Annotated in this window: 14 protein-coding genes; 12 read left to right on the top strand and 2 right to left on the bottom strand. The window is 61.2% G+C overall.

Going from position 1 to position 19,408, the window contains the following annotated elements:
- The first annotated feature begins 44 nt into the window (after window positions 1-44).
- From QCBJ_RS24510 to QCBJ_RS24500, 3 genes are read left to right on the top strand one after another with little or no spacing between them, the layout of a single operon-like run.
- Window positions 45-371 (top strand): helix-turn-helix transcriptional regulator, encoded by a 327-nt coding sequence (locus QCBJ_RS24510; RefSeq protein ID WP_012722694.1) that lies wholly within the window; start codon window positions 45-47, stop codon window positions 369-371.
- 13 nt (window positions 372-384) lie between these two features.
- Window positions 385-1,551 (top strand): MFS transporter, encoded by a 1,167-nt coding sequence (locus QCBJ_RS24505; RefSeq protein WP_102061775.1) that lies wholly within the window; start codon window positions 385-387, stop codon window positions 1,549-1,551.
- Between the two features lie 30 nt (window positions 1,552-1,581).
- Window positions 1,582-2,637, top strand: coding sequence for an alkene reductase (locus tag QCBJ_RS24500; RefSeq protein ID WP_102061774.1), 1,056 nt, complete (start codon window positions 1,582-1,584; stop codon window positions 2,635-2,637).
- A gap of 302 nt (window positions 2,638-2,939) precedes the next feature.
- Here the strand turns inward: QCBJ_RS24500 and QCBJ_RS24495 are convergent, their stop codons facing one another.
- Window positions 2,940-3,572 (bottom strand): TetR family transcriptional regulator, encoded by a 633-nt coding sequence (locus QCBJ_RS24495; RefSeq protein ID WP_012722686.1) that lies wholly within the window; start codon window positions 3,570-3,572, stop codon window positions 2,940-2,942.
- A gap of 286 nt (window positions 3,573-3,858) precedes the next feature.
- Between QCBJ_RS24495 and QCBJ_RS24490 the strand changes: the two genes are divergently transcribed.
- The 9 genes from QCBJ_RS24490 to QCBJ_RS24450 all read left to right on the top strand — a co-directional run bounded on the left by QCBJ_RS24490 (window position 3,859) and on the right by QCBJ_RS24450 (window position 18,933).
- A complete protein-coding gene (locus tag QCBJ_RS24490; RefSeq protein WP_012722685.1) occupies window positions 3,859-5,004 on the top strand; it encodes an efflux RND transporter periplasmic adaptor subunit in 1,146 nt (381 codons plus the stop codon).
- A gap of 3 nt (window positions 5,005-5,007) precedes the next feature.
- Window positions 5,008-8,169 carry an efflux RND transporter permease subunit gene (locus QCBJ_RS24485; RefSeq protein WP_102061773.1) on the top strand — a complete coding sequence of 1,054 codons (3,162 nt, stop codon included), beginning with the start codon at window positions 5,008-5,010 and terminating at the stop codon, window positions 8,167-8,169.
- Window positions 8,166-9,623, top strand: coding sequence for an AdeC/AdeK/OprM family multidrug efflux complex outer membrane factor (adeC, locus tag QCBJ_RS24480; RefSeq protein WP_102061772.1), 1,458 nt, complete (start codon window positions 8,166-8,168; stop codon window positions 9,621-9,623). Before QCBJ_RS24485 ends, adeC begins: the two co-directional genes overlap by 4 nt.
- A gap of 151 nt (window positions 9,624-9,774) precedes the next feature.
- The gene (locus tag QCBJ_RS24475; RefSeq protein WP_064055010.1) at window positions 9,775-11,472 is read left to right on the top strand and encodes a molecular chaperone HscC; all 1,698 of its coding nucleotides are present in this window, start codon (window positions 9,775-9,777) and stop codon (window positions 11,470-11,472) included.
- 11 nt (window positions 11,473-11,483) lie between these two features.
- Window positions 11,484-13,094 (top strand): J domain-containing protein, encoded by a 1,611-nt coding sequence (locus QCBJ_RS24470; RefSeq protein ID WP_102061771.1) that lies wholly within the window; start codon window positions 11,484-11,486, stop codon window positions 13,092-13,094.
- 154 nt (window positions 13,095-13,248) lie between these two features.
- Window positions 13,249-14,499, top strand: a complete 1,251-nt coding sequence (locus tag QCBJ_RS24465; RefSeq protein ID WP_102061770.1) for an OprD family porin — start codon at window positions 13,249-13,251, stop codon at window positions 14,497-14,499.
- 91 nt (window positions 14,500-14,590) lie between these two features.
- Complete coding sequence (locus QCBJ_RS24460; protein WP_052958856.1) at window positions 14,591-16,129, top strand: M91 family zinc metallopeptidase; 1,539 nt, start codon at window positions 14,591-14,593, stop codon at window positions 16,127-16,129.
- 383 nt (window positions 16,130-16,512) lie between these two features.
- Complete coding sequence (locus QCBJ_RS24455) at window positions 16,513-17,889, top strand: M91 family zinc metallopeptidase (protein WP_256581563.1); 1,377 nt, start codon at window positions 16,513-16,515, stop codon at window positions 17,887-17,889.
- A 159-nt stretch (window positions 17,890-18,048) separates the two neighbouring features.
- The gene (locus QCBJ_RS24450) at window positions 18,049-18,933 is read left to right on the top strand and encodes a polysaccharide deacetylase family protein (protein ID WP_102061768.1); all 885 of its coding nucleotides are present in this window, start codon (window positions 18,049-18,051) and stop codon (window positions 18,931-18,933) included.
- 39 nt (window positions 18,934-18,972) lie between these two features.
- Here the strand turns inward: QCBJ_RS24450 and pcaC are convergent, their stop codons facing one another.
- Entirely contained in the window at window positions 18,973-19,371 is a 399-nt protein-coding gene (gene pcaC, locus QCBJ_RS24445) for a 4-carboxymuconolactone decarboxylase (protein WP_012722676.1), read from the bottom strand.
- Window positions 19,372-19,408: the final 37 nt, after the last annotated feature.

Genomic DNA, 19,408 nt, shown 5'->3' with positions numbered 1-19,408 from the left:
TCGCCTCATCGCGATATAACGCTGTACCACACCGAGCACCTGCCATGTCCATCGACCTCGACGAAATAATAAAAGCACTGGCGCACCCAGTACGACGAGACATCCTCACCTGGCTCAAAGACCCGAAAGTGCAGTTCCCCGAGCAACTGCACAACCACGAGTACGGCATCTGCGCCGGGCAGATCGACCAGCGCTGCGGCTTGTCCCAGTCAACGGTGTCGGCTCACTTGGCGACGTTGCAACGGGCGGGATTGATCAGCAGCCAGAAGGCCGGGCAGTGGCACTTTTTCAAACGCAACGAGGAAACCATCCAGGCGTTCCTCGCCGCGCTCACCACTGAACTCAGCGCTGACGACAACGCAGCGCTGTAACAAGGAAACGATAATGCCCCTCTCGCTACTCATACTGGCCCTCAGCGCCTTCGCCATCGGCACCACCGAGTTCGTCATCATGGGCCTGCTGCCCGATGTGGCGGCGGACCTCGGCGTGTCGATTCCCGGCGCTGGCTGGCTGGTCACCGGCTACGCCCTGGGCGTGGCCATCGGTGCACCTTTCATGGCACTGGCCACCGCCAAGCTGCCACGCAAGGCCGCCCTGGTAGCGTTGATGGGCATCTTCATTATCGGCAACCTGCTCTGCGCCCTGGCCAGTGACTACAACGTGCTGATGTTTGCCCGTGTGGTCACCGCGCTATGCCACGGTGCGTTCTTTGGTATTGGATCGGTGGTCGCCGCCAACCTGGTACCGGCCAACAAGCGTGCCTCGGCCGTGGCCTTGATGTTCACCGGTTTGACCCTGGCCAACGTGCTCGGTGTACCGCTGGGCACCGCGCTCGGCCAGGAAGCCGGCTGGCGCTCGACCTTCTGGGCGGTGACGGTGATTGGTGTGGTGGCGTTGATCGGCCTGATCCGCTTCCTGCCCGTCAAACGTGATGAAGAGAAACTCGACATGCGCGCCGAACTGGCAGCCCTCAAGGGCGCCGGTATCTGGCTGTCGCTGAGCATGACCGCGCTGTTTGCCGCGTCGATGTTCACCCTCTTCACTTACGTCGCGCCGCTGCTGGGCGACGTCACCGGCGTGTCGCCCAAAGGCGTGACCTGGACGCTGCTGTTGATCGGCCTGGGCCTCACCGTCGGCAACATCATCGGCGGCAAGCTGGCGGACAAGCGCCTGGCGGCCACCCTGATCGGCGTGTTCGTCAGCATGGCGGTGGTCTCGACGGCCCTGACCTGGACCAGCGTCGCGGTGATTCCGACCGAAATCACCCTGTTCCTCTGGGCCACCGCCTCGTTCGCCGCCGTACCCGCGCTGCAGATCAACGTAGTGACCTTCGGCAAAGCCGCACCGAACCTGGTGTCCACCCTAAACATCGGCGCCTTCAACATCGGCAATGCCCTCGGCGCCTGGGTCGGCGGCAGTGTGATCGCCCACGGTTTCGGCCTGACCAGCGTGCCGTTGGCCGCAGCGGCCCTGGCGATTCTAGCGCTGCTGGTGACCTTGATTACTTTCCGTCAGAGCGGCGATGCCGACCTGGCCCCTGCGACCCACTGATCAACCACTTAAAGAGAAGGGTGTTATCCCATGACGACTATTTTCGATCCGATCAAACTGGGCGACCTGGAACTGTCGAACCGCATCATCATGGCGCCGCTGACCCGCTGCCGTGCCGACGCCGGTCGCGTGCCCAACGCGCTGATGGCCGAGTACTACGTGCAGCGCGCTTCCGCCGGGCTGATCCTCAGCGAAGCCACCTCGGTGACGCCGCTGGGCGTGGGCTACCCGGACACCCCGGGCATCTGGTCCAACGACCAGGTGCGCGGCTGGGCCAACGTGACCAAGGCCGTGCACGGCGCGGGCGGCAAGATCTTCCTGCAACTGTGGCACGTGGGCCGTATTTCCCATGAGTCCTACCTGAACGGCGAAACGCCGGTTGCCCCCAGCGCGATCCAGCCTAAAGGCCACGTCAGCCTGGTGCGCCCTCTGGCCGACTACCCGACCCCACGCGCCCTGGAGACCGCTGAAATCGCCGACATCGTCGACGCCTACCGCACCGGTGCCGAGAATGCCAAGGCCGCTGGCTTCGACGGCGTGGAAATCCACGGCGCCAACGGTTACCTGCTCGACCAGTTCCTGCAGAGCAGCACCAATAAGCGCACTGACCAGTACGGCGGCTCCCTGGAAAACCGTGCACGCCTGCTGCTGGAAGTGACCGATGCGGCCATCGAAGTCTGGGGCGCCGGCCGCGTCGGTGTGCACCTGGCACCCCGTGCCGACTCCCACGACATGGGCGACGAAAACCTGGCGGAAACCTTCACCTACGTCGCCAGTGAACTGGGCAAACGTGGCATCGCCTTCATCTGCTCGCGTGAAAAAGAAGGCGCCGACAGCCTCGGCCCACAACTGAAAAAAGCCTTCGGCGGCGCGTACATCGCCAACGAACGTTTCACCAAGGACAGCGCCAACGCCTGGTTGGCCGAAGGTAAAGCCGATGCCGTGGCCTGGGGCGTGCCGTTCATTGCCAACCCGGATTTGCCAGCTCGCCTGAAGGCCGATGCGCCGCTCAACGAAGCACGTCCGGACAGCTTCTACAGCAAAGGCCCGGTCGGCTACATCGACTACCCGACCCTGGCGCTGTAATCGCCTTAGACGCAAAAAAATGTGGGAGGGGGCTTGCTCCCGATGGCAGTGTGTCAGTCAGAGATGTTCTCACTGAACCCTAGCCATTGGGAGCAAGCCCCCTCCCACATGCTTGACACTCTGTTGCCCTTGGAAACACTCCTTCACAGCCCTGCAACAAAATCGCTACAAAATACTTAGGCGGCTACCTATCAACCGCCCGCCAGCCCGTATATAAAGTCACCCCACCATCAGGCAGAAGGACGATTGACGGTCCTTGGGCTTTACTGTTGACACAACCTGATGCAATTACGCATTTTGTCTCAATTGCGCAGGCTGGGGCTCCAGCGCAGCATGTCCAGCCCTGCATCCACCCAGCGTTCCGCCTCCTGATGTAACTGGAAGCTGTCGGGGACCAGCAGCCACTGGCCGATCAGCCCATTGATGTAGGCGTGAATGCACACCGCGCCACGGGTGGTATCGAGGTTTTCCGGAAGTTGCCCGCGATGGACCGCGTTACGCAATGTCAGGCCGATGCGCAGGTTGCATTCCAGGCTGTGGGTCTGGCGTTGGCGGCGCATGTCGCACATTTCATCGGTGAATTCGCACTTATGAAACAAGATCTCATTGATGCGCCGGGTTTTCGGGTCCAGGGCCACTTGATGGAACAGATGAATCAACAGCTTGCGCATGCAGCCCAGCGGGTCGAGTTCATCCTCGCTTTCACTGGCGCGGGCCAGTTCGTCCAGCGGCTCGTGCAAGGTATCGAGCAACGCCTGCAACAGATCGGATTTATTGCTGAAATGCCAATAGATGGCGCCCCGCGTCACACCGGCCAGCGCGGCAATGTCCGCCAGCGTGGTGCGCGCAACGCCGCGTTCATAGAAGGCTTGCTCGGCGGCGTCGAGAATTTGGCTGCGCGTTTCCTGAGCTTCCTCTTTGGTGCGACGAACCATGGCAGTAAAACCTCAATCAGGACACTGGGGGCTATCGTTAACGCAACGTTAATAGACGTAAACGATCATCCGAATATTTGTGGGACGACACCGTCATGGGTGCCGAACGTAATGGAATCGAGGCTTCGGGCGTTGCTTTGCCAACACTCCGCGAAGCCTGTCAAGAGTTTACAAACAACCATGAACGTAAGTATATTGCGTAGCAAGCTACTTATCCACTCACAGCTTGTTTTTTACCCTTCCACACTTCTTGTGCGCACCCTGCGCGCCTGACCCGAGGATCTTCATGCAACTTAAGCCAGCTGTTACCGCTCTGGTCACTGCCGTCGCCCTGGCATCGCTGCTCAGCGGATGTAAAAAGGAAGAAGCGGCTCCGCCCGCTCAAACCCCTCAGGTCGGCGTGGTCACTATTCAACCGCAAGCCTTTACCCTGACCTCCGAATTGCCAGGCCGCACCACGGCCTATCGCATCGCGGAAGTTCGCCCGCAGGTCAACGGCATCATTCTCAAGCGTCTGTTCAAGGAAGGCGCGGACGTGAAGGAAGGGCAACAGCTCTACCAGATCGACCCGTCGGTGTATGAAGCCACCCTGAAAAGCGCACAGGCCAGCCTGACGCAGACCAAGTCCATCTCCGACCGCTACAAGCAGTTGGTCGATGAGCAAGCCGTCAGCCGCCAGGAATACGACACCGCCGTCGCCAACCGCATGACCGCAGAAGCAAACGTTCAAACCGCCCAGATCAACGTGCGCTACACCAAAGTGTTCGCGCCGATCTCCGGGCGTATCGGCCGTTCTTCGGTGACCGAGGGCGCGCTGGTCAGCAACGGCCAGGCCGACTCCATGGCCGTCATCCAACAACTGGACCCGATCTACGTCGACGTCACGCAGTCTTCCGCTGAAATGCTGAAGCTGCGCCGCGACTTGGAAAGCGGCCAACTGGAAAAAGCCGGCGCCAATGCCGCCAAGGTCAAGCTGACCCTGGAAGACGGCAGCGACTACGGCCAGGACGGCAAGCTGGAGTTCTCCGAAGTGTCGGTCGACCAGACCACCGGTTCCGTGACCCTGCGCGCAGTGTTCCCCAACCCTGACCACACCCTGCTGCCGGGCATGTTCGTGCACGCCCAGCTGCAAGCCGGCGTGAACAGCAAGGCCATCCTGGCGCCACAGCAGGGCGTGACCCGCGACCTCAAGGGCACCCCGACGGCGCTGATCGTCAATGCCGACAACAAGGTCGAGCAGCGTGAACTGGTGGCCAACCGTACCGCCGGCGCCTACTGGCTGGTGGAAAAAGGCTTGAACGCCGGTGACCGTGTGATCACCGAAGGCTTGCAGTACGTCAAGCCGGGCGCCGAGGTCAAGGTCAAGGAGGCTGACAACGCCAAGCCTGCCGGTACTGCCGCTCCTGCTGCCGCTGCTGGCAAAGGGGAGTAATCCATGTCGAAATTTTTTATCGACCGTCCCATTTTCGCCTGGGTAATTGCCCTGGTGATCATGCTGGTCGGGGCACTGTCGATCTTGAAGTTGCCCATCAACCAGTACCCGGCCATCGCGCCAACCGCCATCGATATCCAGGTGACCTACCCAGGCGCGTCCGCACAAACCGTGCAGGACACCGTGGTGCAGGTGATCGAGCAACAACTCAACGGTATCGACAACCTGCGTTATGTCGCCTCGGACAGTAACTCCGACGGCAGCATGACCATCACCGCGACGTTCAACCAGGGTACCAACCCGGACATCGCCCAGGTTCAGGTGCAGAACAAGCTGAACCTGGCGACGCCGCTGTTGCCGCAAGAAGTGCAGCAGCAGGGTATCCGCGTCACCAAGTCGGTGAAGAACTTCCTGATGGTGATTGGTCTGGTGTCGGAAGACGGCAGCATGACCAAGGACGATCTGTCCAACTACATCGTGTCCAACATCCAGGACCCGATCTCGCGGACCGCAGGTGTGGGTGACTTCCAGGTCTTCGGCTCGCAGTACGCCATGCGTATCTGGCTGGATCCGGCCAAGCTGAACAACTTTCAGCTGACCCCGGTCGACGTCAGCACCGCCATCTCCGCGCAGAACGTCCAGGTCGCCACCGGTCAATTGGGCGGCCTGCCTGCCCTGCCCGGCAACCAGCTGAACGCAACCATCATCGGCAAGACCCGTCTGCAGACGGCCGAGCAATTCGGCAACATCCTGATGAAGGTCAATGCCGACGGTTCCCAGGTTCGCCTGCATGACGTCGCCCGTATCGAACTGGGCGGCCAGAACTACAGCATCAGCGCGCAGTTCAACGGCAACCCGGCTTCCGGTATGGCGATCAAACTGGCTTCCGGCGCCAACGCCCTGGACACCGCGAAGGCCATCCGTGCCACCGTGGCGTCCCTGGAGCCGTTCTTCCCGCCAGGCATGAAGGCGGTGGTGCCGTATGACACCACGCCTGTTGTGACCGAATCGATCTCAGGTGTGGTGCACACCCTGGTCGAAGCGATCGTGCTGGTGTTCCTGGTGATGTTCCTGTTCCTGCAGAACTTCCGCGCCACCATCATCACCACCATGACCGTACCGGTGGTATTGCTGGGTACCTTCGGGATCCTGGCGGCGTTCGGTTTCACCATCAACACCTTGACCATGTTCGGCATGATCCTGGCCATCGGCTTGCTGGTGGACGATGCCATCGTCGTGGTGGAAAACGTCGAGCGGGTCATGGCCGAGGAACACCTGTCGCCCAAGGAGGCGACGGTCAAGTCCATGGGCCAGATCCAGGGCGCCCTGGTGGGTATTGCCCTGGTGCTGTCGGCGGTACTGCTGCCCATGGCATTCTTCGGCGGCTCTACCGGTGTGATCTACAAACAGTTCTCCATCACCATCGTTTCGGCCATGGCGTTGTCGGTACTGGTTGCGCTGATCTTCACCCCGGCCTTGTGCGCCACCATGCTCAAGCCGATCGACCCGGAAAAACACGGCCAACCCAAGCGTGGGTTCTTCGGCTGGTTCAACCGCACCTTCGACCGTGGCGTACTGAGCTACGAGCGCGGCGTGGGCAACATGATCAAGCACAAGATCCCGGCATTCCTGGTGTACGCGCTGATCTTCGCCGGCATGATCTGGCTGTTCATGCGCATTCCTGCCGCGTTCCTGCCCGATGAAGACCAGGGCGTGATCTTTGCCCAGGTGCAGACGCCTGTAGGCTCTTCGGCTGAACGTACGCAGAAAGTCATCGATGACATGCGTAGCTACCTGCTCAATGACAAGGAAGGCGAGCCGGGCGAAGGCAAAGGCGTGAAATCGGTGTTTACCGTCAACGGCTTCAACTTCGCCGGTCGTGGCCAAAGTTCGGGCCTGGCCTTCGTGATGCTCAAGCCGTGGGATGAACGCGATGCGTCCACCTCGGTATTTGAAATCGCCAAGCGCGCCCAGGGCTACTTCATGCAGACATTCCAGGACGCCATGGTATTTGCCATCGTTCCACCGTCTGTACTGGAACTGGGCAACGCCACCGGTTTCGACGTGTTCCTGCAAGACCAGGGCGGTGTCGGCCATGAGAAGTTGATGGCGGCCCGTAACCAGTTCCTGGGCATGGCGGCCCAGAGCAAGATCCTGGCCGGTGTGCGCCCCAACGGCGTAAACGATGAGCCGCAATACGAGCTTACCGTCGACGACGAGAAGGCCAGCGCCCAAGGCATCACGCTGTCGAACATCAACCAGACCCTGGCAATTGCCCTGGGTGGCAGCTACGTCAACGACTTCATCGACCGTGGTCGAGTGAAGAAGGTGTACGTGCAAGGTGAAGCCGCCAGCCGCATGTCGCCTGAAGACCTGAACAAATGGTACGTGCGCAGCGACTCCGGGAAGATGGTGCCGTTGTCGGCCATCGCGTCGGGCAAGTGGATCTTCGGTTCGCCGAAACTCTCGCGCTACAACGGGGTAGCGGCGATGGAAATCCTCGGCACTCCGGCACCGGGCTACAGTACCGGTGACGCCATGGCCGAAGTCGAACGTATCGCCAAGCAACTGCCTGCGGGCATTGGTTATGCGTGGACCGGCCTGTCGTACGAAGAACGTTTGTCCGGCTCCCAGGCACCTGCGTTGTACGCCTTGTCGCTGCTGGTGGTGTTCCTGTGCCTCGCAGCACTGTACGAAAGCTGGTCGATCCCGATTGCGGTCGTACTGGTCGTGCCACTGGGTGTCGTGGGCGCGTTGATCGCGACCAGCATGCGTGGGTTGTCCAACGACGTGTTCTTCCAGGTGGGCCTATTGGTGACGGTGGGCCTGGCGGCGAAGAACGCCATCCTGATCGTGGAGTTCGCCAAAGAACTCCACGAACAAGGCAAAGGCATCGTCGAGGCGGCCATCGAGGCGTCCCGCATGCGTCTGCGGCCGATCATCATGACGTCGATGGCGTTCATCCTCGGCGTACTGCCGCTCGCGATCTCCTCGGGCGCCGGTTCAGGCAGCCAGCACGCAATCGGTACTGGCGTAATTGGCGGTATGATCACGGCCACTGTGTTGGCGATCTTCTGGGTACCGTTGTTCTTCGCAACCGTGTCCGCCATCGGCGACCGTAAACCGAAAGAAACCAAGCAAACTCCTAAAGAGGCTGGCCAATGAGCAAGTCGCTACTTTCCCTAGCCGTCACGGCATTCGTGCTCAGTGGCTGCTCGCTGATACCTGACTACCAGCGCCCTGAAGCGCCGGTAGCGGCACAGTTCCCGCAGGGGCCGGCGTATTCGTCGGCCCAGGCGCCGAGCCAGGCCGCTGCCGAGCAGGGCTGGAAGCAGTTTTTCCATGACCCTGCCCTGCAACAGCTGATCCAGATCGCACTGGTGAATAACCGTGACCTGCGCGTCGCAGCCCTGAACATCGACGCGTATGCCGCGCAGTACCGCATCCAGCGTGCCGACCTGTTCCCGGCCGTGTCGGCCAATGGCAGCGGCAGCCGCCAGCGTGTGCCGGCACGTGCCTCGCAGACCGGCGAAGCGAACATCACCAGCCAGTATTCGGCCACCCTCGGGATCAGCTCCTATGAGCTGGACCTGTTCGGCCGTGTGCGCAGCCTGAGTGAAGAAGCGCTGCAGAAGTACTTCGCCACTGAAGAAGCACGCCGCAGCACCCAGATCAGCCTGGTGGCCAGCGTGGCCAACGCCTACCTGACTTGGCAAGCCGACAAGGAACTGCTCAAGCTGACCCAGGACACCCTGGGCGCGTTCGAGCAGAGCTTCAAGCTCACCTCGCGCAGCAACGAAGTCGGCGTGGCCTCGGCCCTCGATCTGAGCCAGGCGCGTACCTCGGTAGAAAACGCCCGCGTGCAGCTTGCCCGGTATACCCGCCAGGTCGCCCAGGACGAAAACAGCCTGACCCTGCTGCTGGGCACCGGCCTGCCGGCGAATATCGCCAGCAAGCCGCTGTCGGATGACCTGCTCAGCGAAGTACCGGCCGGGTTGCCGTCGGACTTGCTGCAACGTCGTCCCGACATCCTGCAGGCCGAGTACAACCTCAAGGCCGCCAACGCCAATATCGGCGCGGCCCGTGCCGCGTTCTTCCCGAGCATCAGTTTGACGGCCAACGCCGGCACCCTGAGCCCGGACCTCGGCGGCTTGTTCAAAGGCGGCTCGGGCACCTGGTCGTTCGCCCCGCAGATCAACATCCCGATCTTCAACGCCGGCAGCCTGCGCGCCAGCCTGGACTACTCGAAGATCCAGAAAGAGATCAACGTGGCGAACTACGAGAAGGCGATCCAGACCGGCTTCCAGGAAGTCTCCGACGGTCTCGCCTCGCGTGAAACCTACAAGCAGCAGCTGGAGGCCCAGCGTGGCTTCGTCGCGGCCAACCAGGATTACTACCGCCTGGCCGAGCGTCGCTACCGCATCGGCGTCGACAGCAACCTGACGTTCCTCGATGCCCAGCGCCAACTGTTCAGTGCCCAGCAATCGCTGATCACCGACCGCCTGGCGCAGCTGACCAGCGAGGTCAACCTGTACAAGGCCCTCGGCGGTGGCTGGAACGAGCAGACCGCGAAGAACGAGCCGTTGAAAGAAGAAGCACCGGCACTGAAGTTGTTCTGATGCTGGCGTAAACAAAAAACCGCTTCCCTCACCGGAAGCGGTTTTTTTATGCCCGTTTTTGGCGCGAACGCAGGTTGCCTTGCTTTCCGCCCAAGCTTTCAGGATAAAATTGGTTACAGATTCTTACAGACCACAGAGGGAGCTTGTCGTAATGATCGTAGGAATCGACCTGGGGACCACCAACAGTCTCGCGGCCGTCTGGCGCGGTGATGCCGCCGAATTAGTGCCCAATGCCCTTGGCCAGTTGCTGACCCCCAGCGTGGTCGGGCTGGATGATCAAGGCCGTGTCCTGGTAGGCCAGGCAGCCAAAGAGCGCTTGCACACCCACCCGCACCTGACCACTTCGCTGTTCAAGCGCTACATGGGCAGTGCCACCGAAGTGCGCCTGGGCGATCGCTCGTTTCGCCCGGAAGAACTCTCCGCGCTGGTGCTCAAAAGCCTCAAGGAAGACATCGAGCGCACCTACGGCCACACCGTCACCGACGCCGTGATCAGCGTGCCCGCCTATTTCAGCGACGGCCAACGCAAAGCCACACGCATTGCCGGTGAACTGGCGGGGCTCAACGTTGAAAAACTGATCAACGAACCCACCGCTGCCGCCCTCGCCTACGGCCTGCATCAGCGCGATAAAGAAACCTCGTTCCTGGTCTTCGACCTCGGCGGCGGCACCTTCGACGTGTCGATCATCGAGCTGTTCGACGGCGTGATGGAAGTGCGCGCCAGCGCCGGTGACAACTTCCTCGGCGGCGAAGACTTCGACACCCTGTTGCTGGAACACTTCGTCGACAGCCAACGCAATGCCCAAGGCTTCCCGCCCACCAGCAGCGTGCTGCAAGCCCTGCGCCGCGAAGCCGAACGCGTGCGCAAAGCCCTTGGCCAGGATGACAGCGCCGAGTTCGCCCTGCGTGTCGACGGCCAGCAGTGGGTAAAAACCATCACCCAGCAGGAGCTGGCCAAGCTCTACACGCCGCTGCTGGAGCGCCTGCGTGCGCCGATCGAGCGGGCCCTGCGGGATGCGCGGATTCGTGTCAGCGACTTGGATGAAATCCTGCTGGTGGGCGGCACCACGCGCATGCCGTTGGTGCGCAAGCTCGCCGCCGGTCTGTTCGGCCGCTTCCCGTCCATCAGCCTCGACCCGGACCAGGTGGTCGCCCACGGCGCCGCGATCCAAGCGGCACTCAAGGCGCGCTCCGCGGCACTGGAAGAAGTGGTGCTGACCGACGTCTGCCCCTATACCCTCGGCATCGAAACCTCGAACCAGTACGGTGGCCATATCGAAAGCGGCCACTACCTGCCGCTGATCGAACGCAACAGCAGCGTGCCGGTGAGCCGGGTCAAAAGCGTGGTCACCCTGTACGACGACCAGACCCGCGTCCTGCTGAAGATCTACCAGGGCGAAAGTCGCCTGGTCAAAGACAACATCGAGCTGGGCCAACTGGACATCCCAGTGCCCAAGCGCAAAGCCGGTGAAGTGTCGTTGGACGTGCGCTTCACCTACGACAACAACGGTCTGCTGGAAGCGCAGGTGAATATCCCGCTGACCGGCGAGCAGCACTCGCTGGTGATCGAGAACAACCCCGGCGTGCTCAGCCCCGACGAGATCCAGCAACGCCTGCAAGCGCTGGCGCAGTTGAAGGTTCACCCGCGCGACCAGCAGGTCAACACCGTGCTGACGGCGCGCCTCGAGCGCCTCTACCAGGAAAATCTCGGCGAACTGCGCGAGCAGCTCGGGCACTGGGCCGCACAGTTCCAGCAAGTGCTCGACACCCAGGACGAACGCCGCATCCGCGAAGCCCGCAGCGAACTGACCCGACAACTTGAGCAGCTCGACAACGGGTTCTGGCGCTGAGGGAATACGACATGGAGTGTTGGACCGTACTGCAACTGCCGGAAGACGCTGACGAGCGCACCATCAAGCGCACCTATGCGCGGCTGTTGAAAAACTGCCGCCCGGATGACGATGCGGCCGGCTTCCAGCGACTGCGCGAAGCCTATGAACAAGCACTGGGCTACGCACGCTGGCGGGCTGACTGTGAAGAAGAGCAAGAGAGCGTCCAGGCGCCCGTGGTCGAAGCAACCTACGGCAACCTGAATGACCTGGCCGAGCTGATGAACATCAGCCCCGTCAGCCCTGCGCCTTTCCAGACGCCTGCACCGGACCCGGCCCTGGCGTTGCTCGACGGCCTTAACGCGCACAACCTCGATGAACGCTGGGCCCAGGCCCGGCAACAAAATTGTGCCGATGCGTTCCAGGCCGGCCTGTTGCGCCATTGTTTCGAAGCACCAGGCGAACGCAGCGCCATCGCCCGTTGGGCAGCAAACCACCTGGAATGGCTGACGCCCTGGCAACAGGTCGCCATGACGCCGTGGCAGCACGACGCGCTGAGCGGCGAACTGCTGCAGGACTACCGCCGCACCTTGCAGGAACTGCTGGAGCAAAAGGCCGAGCGCGAGTTCATCACCCAACTGACGCAGTACAACAACCAGCCCTGGCTGCGGGTGTTCGACCTGCAGCAGCAGTGGCAACGCATCCTCCTGCAGCTGCTGCATGACACACAGTGGAGCGTGCCGCTGTTCGAACGCGTGTGCCAGGCGTTCAGCTGGGACGACCAGAAAGGTGTGTACCCGGAGCCGGCTTGGATGTGGCGCGAATTGGTGTCGCGCTGTGAGCAGGAAAGTTTCTTCGTCAACCTGCAAGACACGGCAAACGACACCCGCCGCACCTCTGCCGATGCGTTGGCGGCGCGCCTGTTGCTTACGCCGATGAGCGTGAAGGAACAATACCGCTTGGTCGCAGGCTTTGATGAGAATGCGTGGAATGCCACTCGACACCTGTCTGAAGTGCTGACCTGGCGCTACCCGGACTTGCTGGAACGACTGCCGGATTCGCACGTTTTCTTCTGGCGAAAATTCCTGCCGCGTGGGGTGACCCTTGATAGCTGGATCAGAGTCTGGGCCGGATTAGCCCTGGCCAACGGCCTGGCCTTTCATCAAGTCCTCGACACCTCACTGCCGGCCAAATTCTTTTTGTTTATCCTGCTGTCGGTCATTCCCGCGCTCTGCGCCTTGCGCGGCGCCCAATTATGGGCCGACTTCACCTCACGCCTGATCGTCCAGGACCTGTGGCTCAGCGAACGCCTGTTGCCCAAGCGGCTCAGCGTCCGCCAGTTCAGACTCGTGCTACGCCATGGTATTCCCCAATTGGTGATGCTACTGGTGTTTGGCTACATTCTCGGGGTCATGGGCATGCTGACCTACCTGGGCATGATCCTGATCAGCCTGTTCCACTCGCGGCGAATCGGCAAGGTCAACGAAAACTTCAATGCCAGGATTCCGTGGATCAAAGGGTTGCACTGGGCTTATTGGAGCCCGCTGCAAGTGGTGTTCTTGATGGCAATGGTGGCCGCAACCCTCGCCTGCCAGAAATTTCTGCCCGCCATCCCGTGGACCAGTTTGAACACCCTGCACTGAGCCCCGAAAACCGGGCCGAACCTCATGAGTCCGGCCCGGCAACTTTCGTTCGATCATCGCCCACAACCCGCCCCGCCCCACTTTCATCGCCCCCGCACCGCCCCGCACCATGGCCGCCACCTGCATAAACCCAATAACAACAGGTCCTTACGCCATGAGTACTTTCCACCCGCGCCGGCTCCTGCTGGCCACCGCTGTCGCCAGCCTTGCCTTGCCCGTCGTCGCTGAAGAGCACGGCTTTCTCGAGGACGCCAGCGCCAACCTCAACCTGCGCAATTTCTTCTTCAACCGCAATTTCACCAACCCCACCAAGGCCCAGGGCGGCGCGCAGGAGTGGACGCAGAGTTTTATCCTCGACGCCAAGTCCGGCTTTACCCAAGGCACCGTGGGTTTCGGTGTGGATGTGCTCGGTCTGTACGCGTTGAAGCTGGATGGCGGGCGCGGCACCGGGGGTACCCAACTGTTGCCGCTGGACCGTGACGGCCGCCCCGCCGATGAGTTCGGGCGTCTGGGCGTAGCGTTCAAGGCGCGTATGTCCAAGACCGAAGTGAAGGTTGGCGAATGGATGCCGGTGCTGCCGATCCTGCGTTCGGACGACGGCCGCTCCCTGCCGCAAACCCTGCGCGGCGGCCAGATAACGTCCAAGGAAATAGACGGCCTGACCCTCTACGGCGGCCAGTTCCGCGCCAACAGCCCGCGTGACGACAGCAGCATGACGGACATGTCGATGGTCGGTAAAACCGCCTTCACCTCCGACCGTTTCAACTTCCAGGGCGGCGAATACGCGTTCAACGACAAGCGCACCCAGATCGGCCTATGGAACGCGCAACTCAAGGACATCTACAGCCAACAGTTCGTCAACTTGATCCACAGCCAGCCCATCGGCGACTGGACCCTGGGCGCCAACCTCGGCTTTTTCTACGGCAAGGAAGACGGCAGCGCCCGCGCCGGCGACCTGGACAACAAGACCTGGTCCGGCCTGTTCTCGGCCAAATACGGCGGTAACACCTTCTACGTCGGCCTGCAAAAACTCACCGGCAGCAGCGCCTGGATGCGCGTCAACGGCACCAGCGGCGGCACCCTGGCCAACGACAGCTACAACGCCAGCTACGACAACGCCCAGGAGAAATCCTGGCAAGTGCGCCACGACTACAACTTCGTCGCCCTCGGCGTGCCTGGCCTGACCCTGATGAACCGCTATATCAGCGGCAGCAACGTGCACACAGGTTCAATCACCGACGGTAAGGAATGGGGCCGCGAAAGCGAACTGGGCTATACCGTGCAAAGCGGCAGCCTGAAAAACCTAAACGTGCGCTGGCGCAATTCCAGCATGCGTCGCGACTACAGCAACAACGAGTTCGATGAGAACCGGTTGATCGTCAGTTACCCGATCAGTCTGTTGTAAAGCCGACTGACAGCTTGGAGGGAACGTTTTGGCGCGGGCGGCCACTGTCGATGGGCATGAATAACACCGGTCTCTCAACGTAGGATCACCCATGGACGTTTCGAACGGCCTTACCCGCTCTCCCTCGCCCCTTGCGCACGGCAACGTGCGCGTATCGCAAGCCCCCGTAGCGACCTTTGACGACCGTCACTACGGGCTCGCCAAACCACCCCATCTAAAATTTCACACGGTCCCGCCGATCCAGGCCCATCAACATGTGTTTCTGAATGACGGCAATGTGAAAGCCAGTGGGCAATCCTTATGGGAACAAGGTTATCCCTCCCCCCTCAACCAACGCCTGGTGCTTGAAACCGGCGATCAGGCGGACCAGGTCCACATCAGCCAAACTCACTACGGTCAGTTGAATATTCGGGTCAACGACCAGTTGTACCACTTCGCCAGCCACGATAAAGAAGGCCAAGCGTTGAAGTTCCACCTGAAAACCCACGGCGGCAATGACAACGTGAGCATTGACGCCAACGTCATGCAGCCCATCACGATTGAAACCGGTGACGGCGATGACTGGGTCAGGGCCGGTGGCGGCTATACCCGCGTGTTCGGCGGCAACGGTAACGATGTCGTGCGCCTGGGCAGCGGCATGGGATACGCCGAAGGCAACGACGGTGACGACATCATCATGGGCGGCCCCGGCGATAACGTGGTCTATGGCAATAATGGCAATGACCGCCTCTATGCCGGTGCGGGCCCCCGCCACAAAAAGAGCTATATGGACGGTGGCAATGGCAACGACCAGCTCTACGCCGGCAACGGCCATACCGTCTTGCAGGGTGGCACCGGAAATGATCGGTTGATCGGCCACGACCAGACGACCTTCTACACCGGCATCGGCGCCGATACCGTCATCGCCAATCGCCCAGGCGACGCGATCTACGCTAAAGCCAGCGACACGATCAAGCACCTCAATGGATCGGTGTTGACCGCTGTATCTGCCCATGACGGCCCGATCCTGGGTGTTGTGATCAACGGGTCTGCCGACTTCATCCAACGCGTCGAAGACGACTTGGCGTTACTTCGCACCTCCCCCCAAGGCCAGCAGATGCTCGCCGAGATGGAGGCCGTTGCGCTGCGCAATGGCGCCCCGGTGACAATCGTGGAAGACCCGAGCGACACGGAGTCCAGCTACGTCTATGGCAGCCAGGAACTCAAGGCGTTGCTGCAGGACGAACGCGCGCCCGTGTCCGACGAGGATCCAAAATGGGGATTCATGATCAACGGTGTGCCGGGGTCTCGTGCGGACCGCGCTCAGATTCACTACAACCGGTCACACCTGAACGTATTGGCAGGCGTGACTCAGCTGCCCATCGTCGGGCTCTACCACGAAATGGTCCACGCCTATAACGCCGGCAATGGCACAACCTTCACAGGCACCACGCAGGAAGACGTTGAAGGCCAGCCCCACGACATCCACAACAGTGAACGCCAAGCGGTGGGGCTGCCCACTACCGCGCAACCGTTTGATTTCGACAATGACCCGGCCACCCCACCGACCGCGAGCAACCCCAAGGCCTTCACCGAAAACGCGTTGAATAAAGAAATGGGTAGGCCGCTGCGCAAACAATACGCAGGATGAACCCGATGGCGTTTGTCAGCCCATCGGCGACTGGACCCTGGACGCCAACCTCGGTTTTTTCTGCGGCAAGGAAGACCGCAGCGCCCGCGCCGGCGGACTGGGCTGCCCACGTACAATCACACCCTGATTGATCGCGGCTGCTTTTGTAGCAACTGGCCTCAATTGGAATAGGAACATTTACCTGTGCTCGCTCGACAGAAGGATAGGTGCGCCTGCGCGGTAAATGCTGGCGACAAAGATCACATAATCTGACAGAAAGGTGACCGTCCGTGAGCGCAATAAACCCACCTCAAAACCACTCTATGCCACCATCCCCCCACCCTTCTGCCAGCAATCACCCCTCTGACCCCCCCGACGCACCCCGTACTCAAACCCAAAGAAAAATGCTGGTGGATGACGGCAACCTCCGTGCAGGGCAGCTGTTGACCCAGGGTCTCAAGAACCCTGAACGGCCAGAAACGCTGGCTAACATTTTGTACCTCGAAACCGGCGAAAAATCGGACCAGATCCATATCAGCCAACGCCCTGACGGCCAGCTGTACGCGCAAGTGAACGGTCGCGACTACACCTTCAATACCGGTGACGGCCATTCAAACGTTCCGACCTTTCTCCACATCAAAACCGGGGCGGGTGACGACCGTATTACCATCGACCCCACTGTCACCGTACCCGTGGAGATCGAAGCCGAAGACGGCGATGACGTTATCCAGGCAGGTGGCGGCAACACCAGCATCTATGGCGGGCGCGGCAATGACCATATCCGCCTTGGCAGCGGCATAGGCTATGCAGAAGGCAATGAGGGCGACGACACGATAATTGGAGGCACCGGCCACGCGGTCATGTACGGCAACAATGGCAACGATCGCCTGTACGCAAGCCACGGACCGAACAGTAAACACAGCCACCTCGATGGCGGTACGGGCGACGACAAGCTCTACGCGGGCGACGGGTATTCGGTACTCAATGGCGGCCAGGGTGACGACACGTTGGTTGGCTACACCCACACCACCTTCTACACCGGTGAGGGAAGCGACACAGTCGTGACCAACACCACTCAGGCACGTATCTATGCACAAGAGACGGATCGTCTGATCGGCACCCAAGGTTCAACTGTCACCTACGTGAAGCCTTCCGACGCGGGACAACTCGCCTTCGTCATCGACGGGGCACCCGATTTCATTCAGCGAGTCGAAGACGACCTGGCGCTGCTTCGCGCATCGCCCCAAGGGCAAAAAATGCTCGAGGCTTTGGACAAGGCCGCGGTGCAAAATGGTGCCCCCGTATACATTGTGCCATTCGCAGAGAGCAACGATTACTACGATTACTGGAACACTGATCTGCAAACATTGAAAGACGCTCATCAGCTTACCTGTGAGCCAAATGCCCCAATGTACGGTTTCATCAAGGACGGGGTAGCCGGAGCGCGCGCGAATAGAGCCACGATTTCCTACAACCCAGCTCATATCTACGAGGGCGGCGACCTGCTCTTGCCGCTGTTGCTCCTTTACCATGAGATGGCGCACGCCTGGAACGGCGCCAATGGCACATTCCTGCCAGGCCTGAGCGATCCGACCGCAGCGCATCCTGAGCTTCCCGGCCCACCCAACTCGGAACAGCAAGCCGTGGGCCTGGCAACCAATGCGCCGCCGTTCGACTTCGATAACGACCCCTCCACGCCTCCCACCTCGACCAACCCCGCGCCGTTTACTGAGAACTCGCTTAACCACGAAATGGGCACGCCATTGCGACAACGCTACTGACACCTGAAAGCGGGCTCACGCAGCGGCCCGCCCCGCCTTAAGACCAACGGCGGGATTTACCGATGATGACAGGCGCAATCATGCTGTATCGTGCACGCGCCCTTTACCCGGCACAGGGAACTTAGCGACACGGATGACCACCTTTTTACCCAGGCCGCCATGAAATACCTGATTGTCATTCTGTCGATTCTGCTCAGCGGTTGCATAAGCGCGCCCATCGCGCTTACCCCGCAGACCGCACAACGCCTGCAAAACCAGGCGCCGATCCGTTTCCTGCTGACCTTCGACGACGGTCCCAGCGCCTCGGGCTATAACAACCCGAGCCGCTCAGTTGTGGCTGACCTGGCGCAAAACCCCGTGCTGCCGGGGATCAAGGCGGTGTTCTTTTTGCAGACCGAAGCCTCACGCTCCGGCGGCAGTTCACGGGGCCACAAGACCATGCAGCGCGAGTATGCGGCCGGCCACATCCTGGCTTTCCACACCGCCACCGCGTTTCATACCAACCACCGCTGGCTGAGCAACGCTGAGCTGGAACGCACCCTCACCCAGGGCGCCGCCGACATTGCCGCGATCACGGGCTCACCGCCCGTACTGGTCCGACCGCCGTTCTGGAATTACGACCGCCGTACCTTCGCCGCTTACCAGCGTCATGGCATGCAGGTGTTGCTGACGGACTTGAGCGCCAATGACGGCAAGATCTGGGGCTTCAACGGCAGCCCCCGCCGCCGGGCCAACGTGTACCGGCAACTCTCGGTGGTGCGCGAGCGCATCGCCCTGGGGGAGTTGCCCACGGTGGACGGGGTGATACCCGTGGTGGTGACCTTCCACGACATCAACCGCTACACCGCCAGGCATATGCAGGAATATTTGCAGATCCTGCTGGACAGCGCGCGGATCAACGGCATGAAGACCGCCGTTGAACCGTTCTATACCAACACTGCCCAGCTTCAGCGCGCGGCGCTGGCGAGGACGGTAAAGGATGTCAGCGAGCCTGTGCATCTGCCGGGTGTGTGGAATTGGGTGTGGGACGCCGATTCTCACTGACGTCTGGAGCCCTCTCCCACAGGTTGACTGCACTTCAATTCAGTCTGGTTGGCGCGACTCGACGCCCAGCTCATCCCACACCGACTCCGCCAGGTGGAACGTGGCATTCGCCGCCGGAATCCCGCAGTAGATCGCGCTTTGCATCAACACTTCCTTGATCTCGGCGCGGGTCACGCCGTTGCTCGCGGCGGCGCGCAGGTGCAGCTTGAGTTCTTCGCTGCGGTTCATGCCGATCAGCATGGCGATGGTGATCAGGCTGCGGGTGTGCCGCGGCAGGCCGGGGCGGGTCCAGATATCACCCCAGGCGTGGCGGGTGATCATTTCCTGGAACTCGCTGTTGAACTCGGTCAGGGCATTGAGGCTGCGGTCGACATGGGCGTCGCCCAGCACTTCGCGGCGCACCTGCAGGCCTTCGGCATAACGTTGTTTTTCGTCCAAAAAAAACTCTCCGTATTCAAATCGATTACTGGTGGTG

The sequence above is a fragment of the Pseudomonas sp. QC2 genome (assembly GCF_002859085.1).
Classification (GTDB): domain Bacteria; phylum Pseudomonadota; class Gammaproteobacteria; order Pseudomonadales; family Pseudomonadaceae; genus Aquipseudomonas; species Aquipseudomonas petroselini.
Note: the sequence above shows the minus strand (reverse complement) of the source record. Positions and strands in the feature narration are given on the sequence as shown.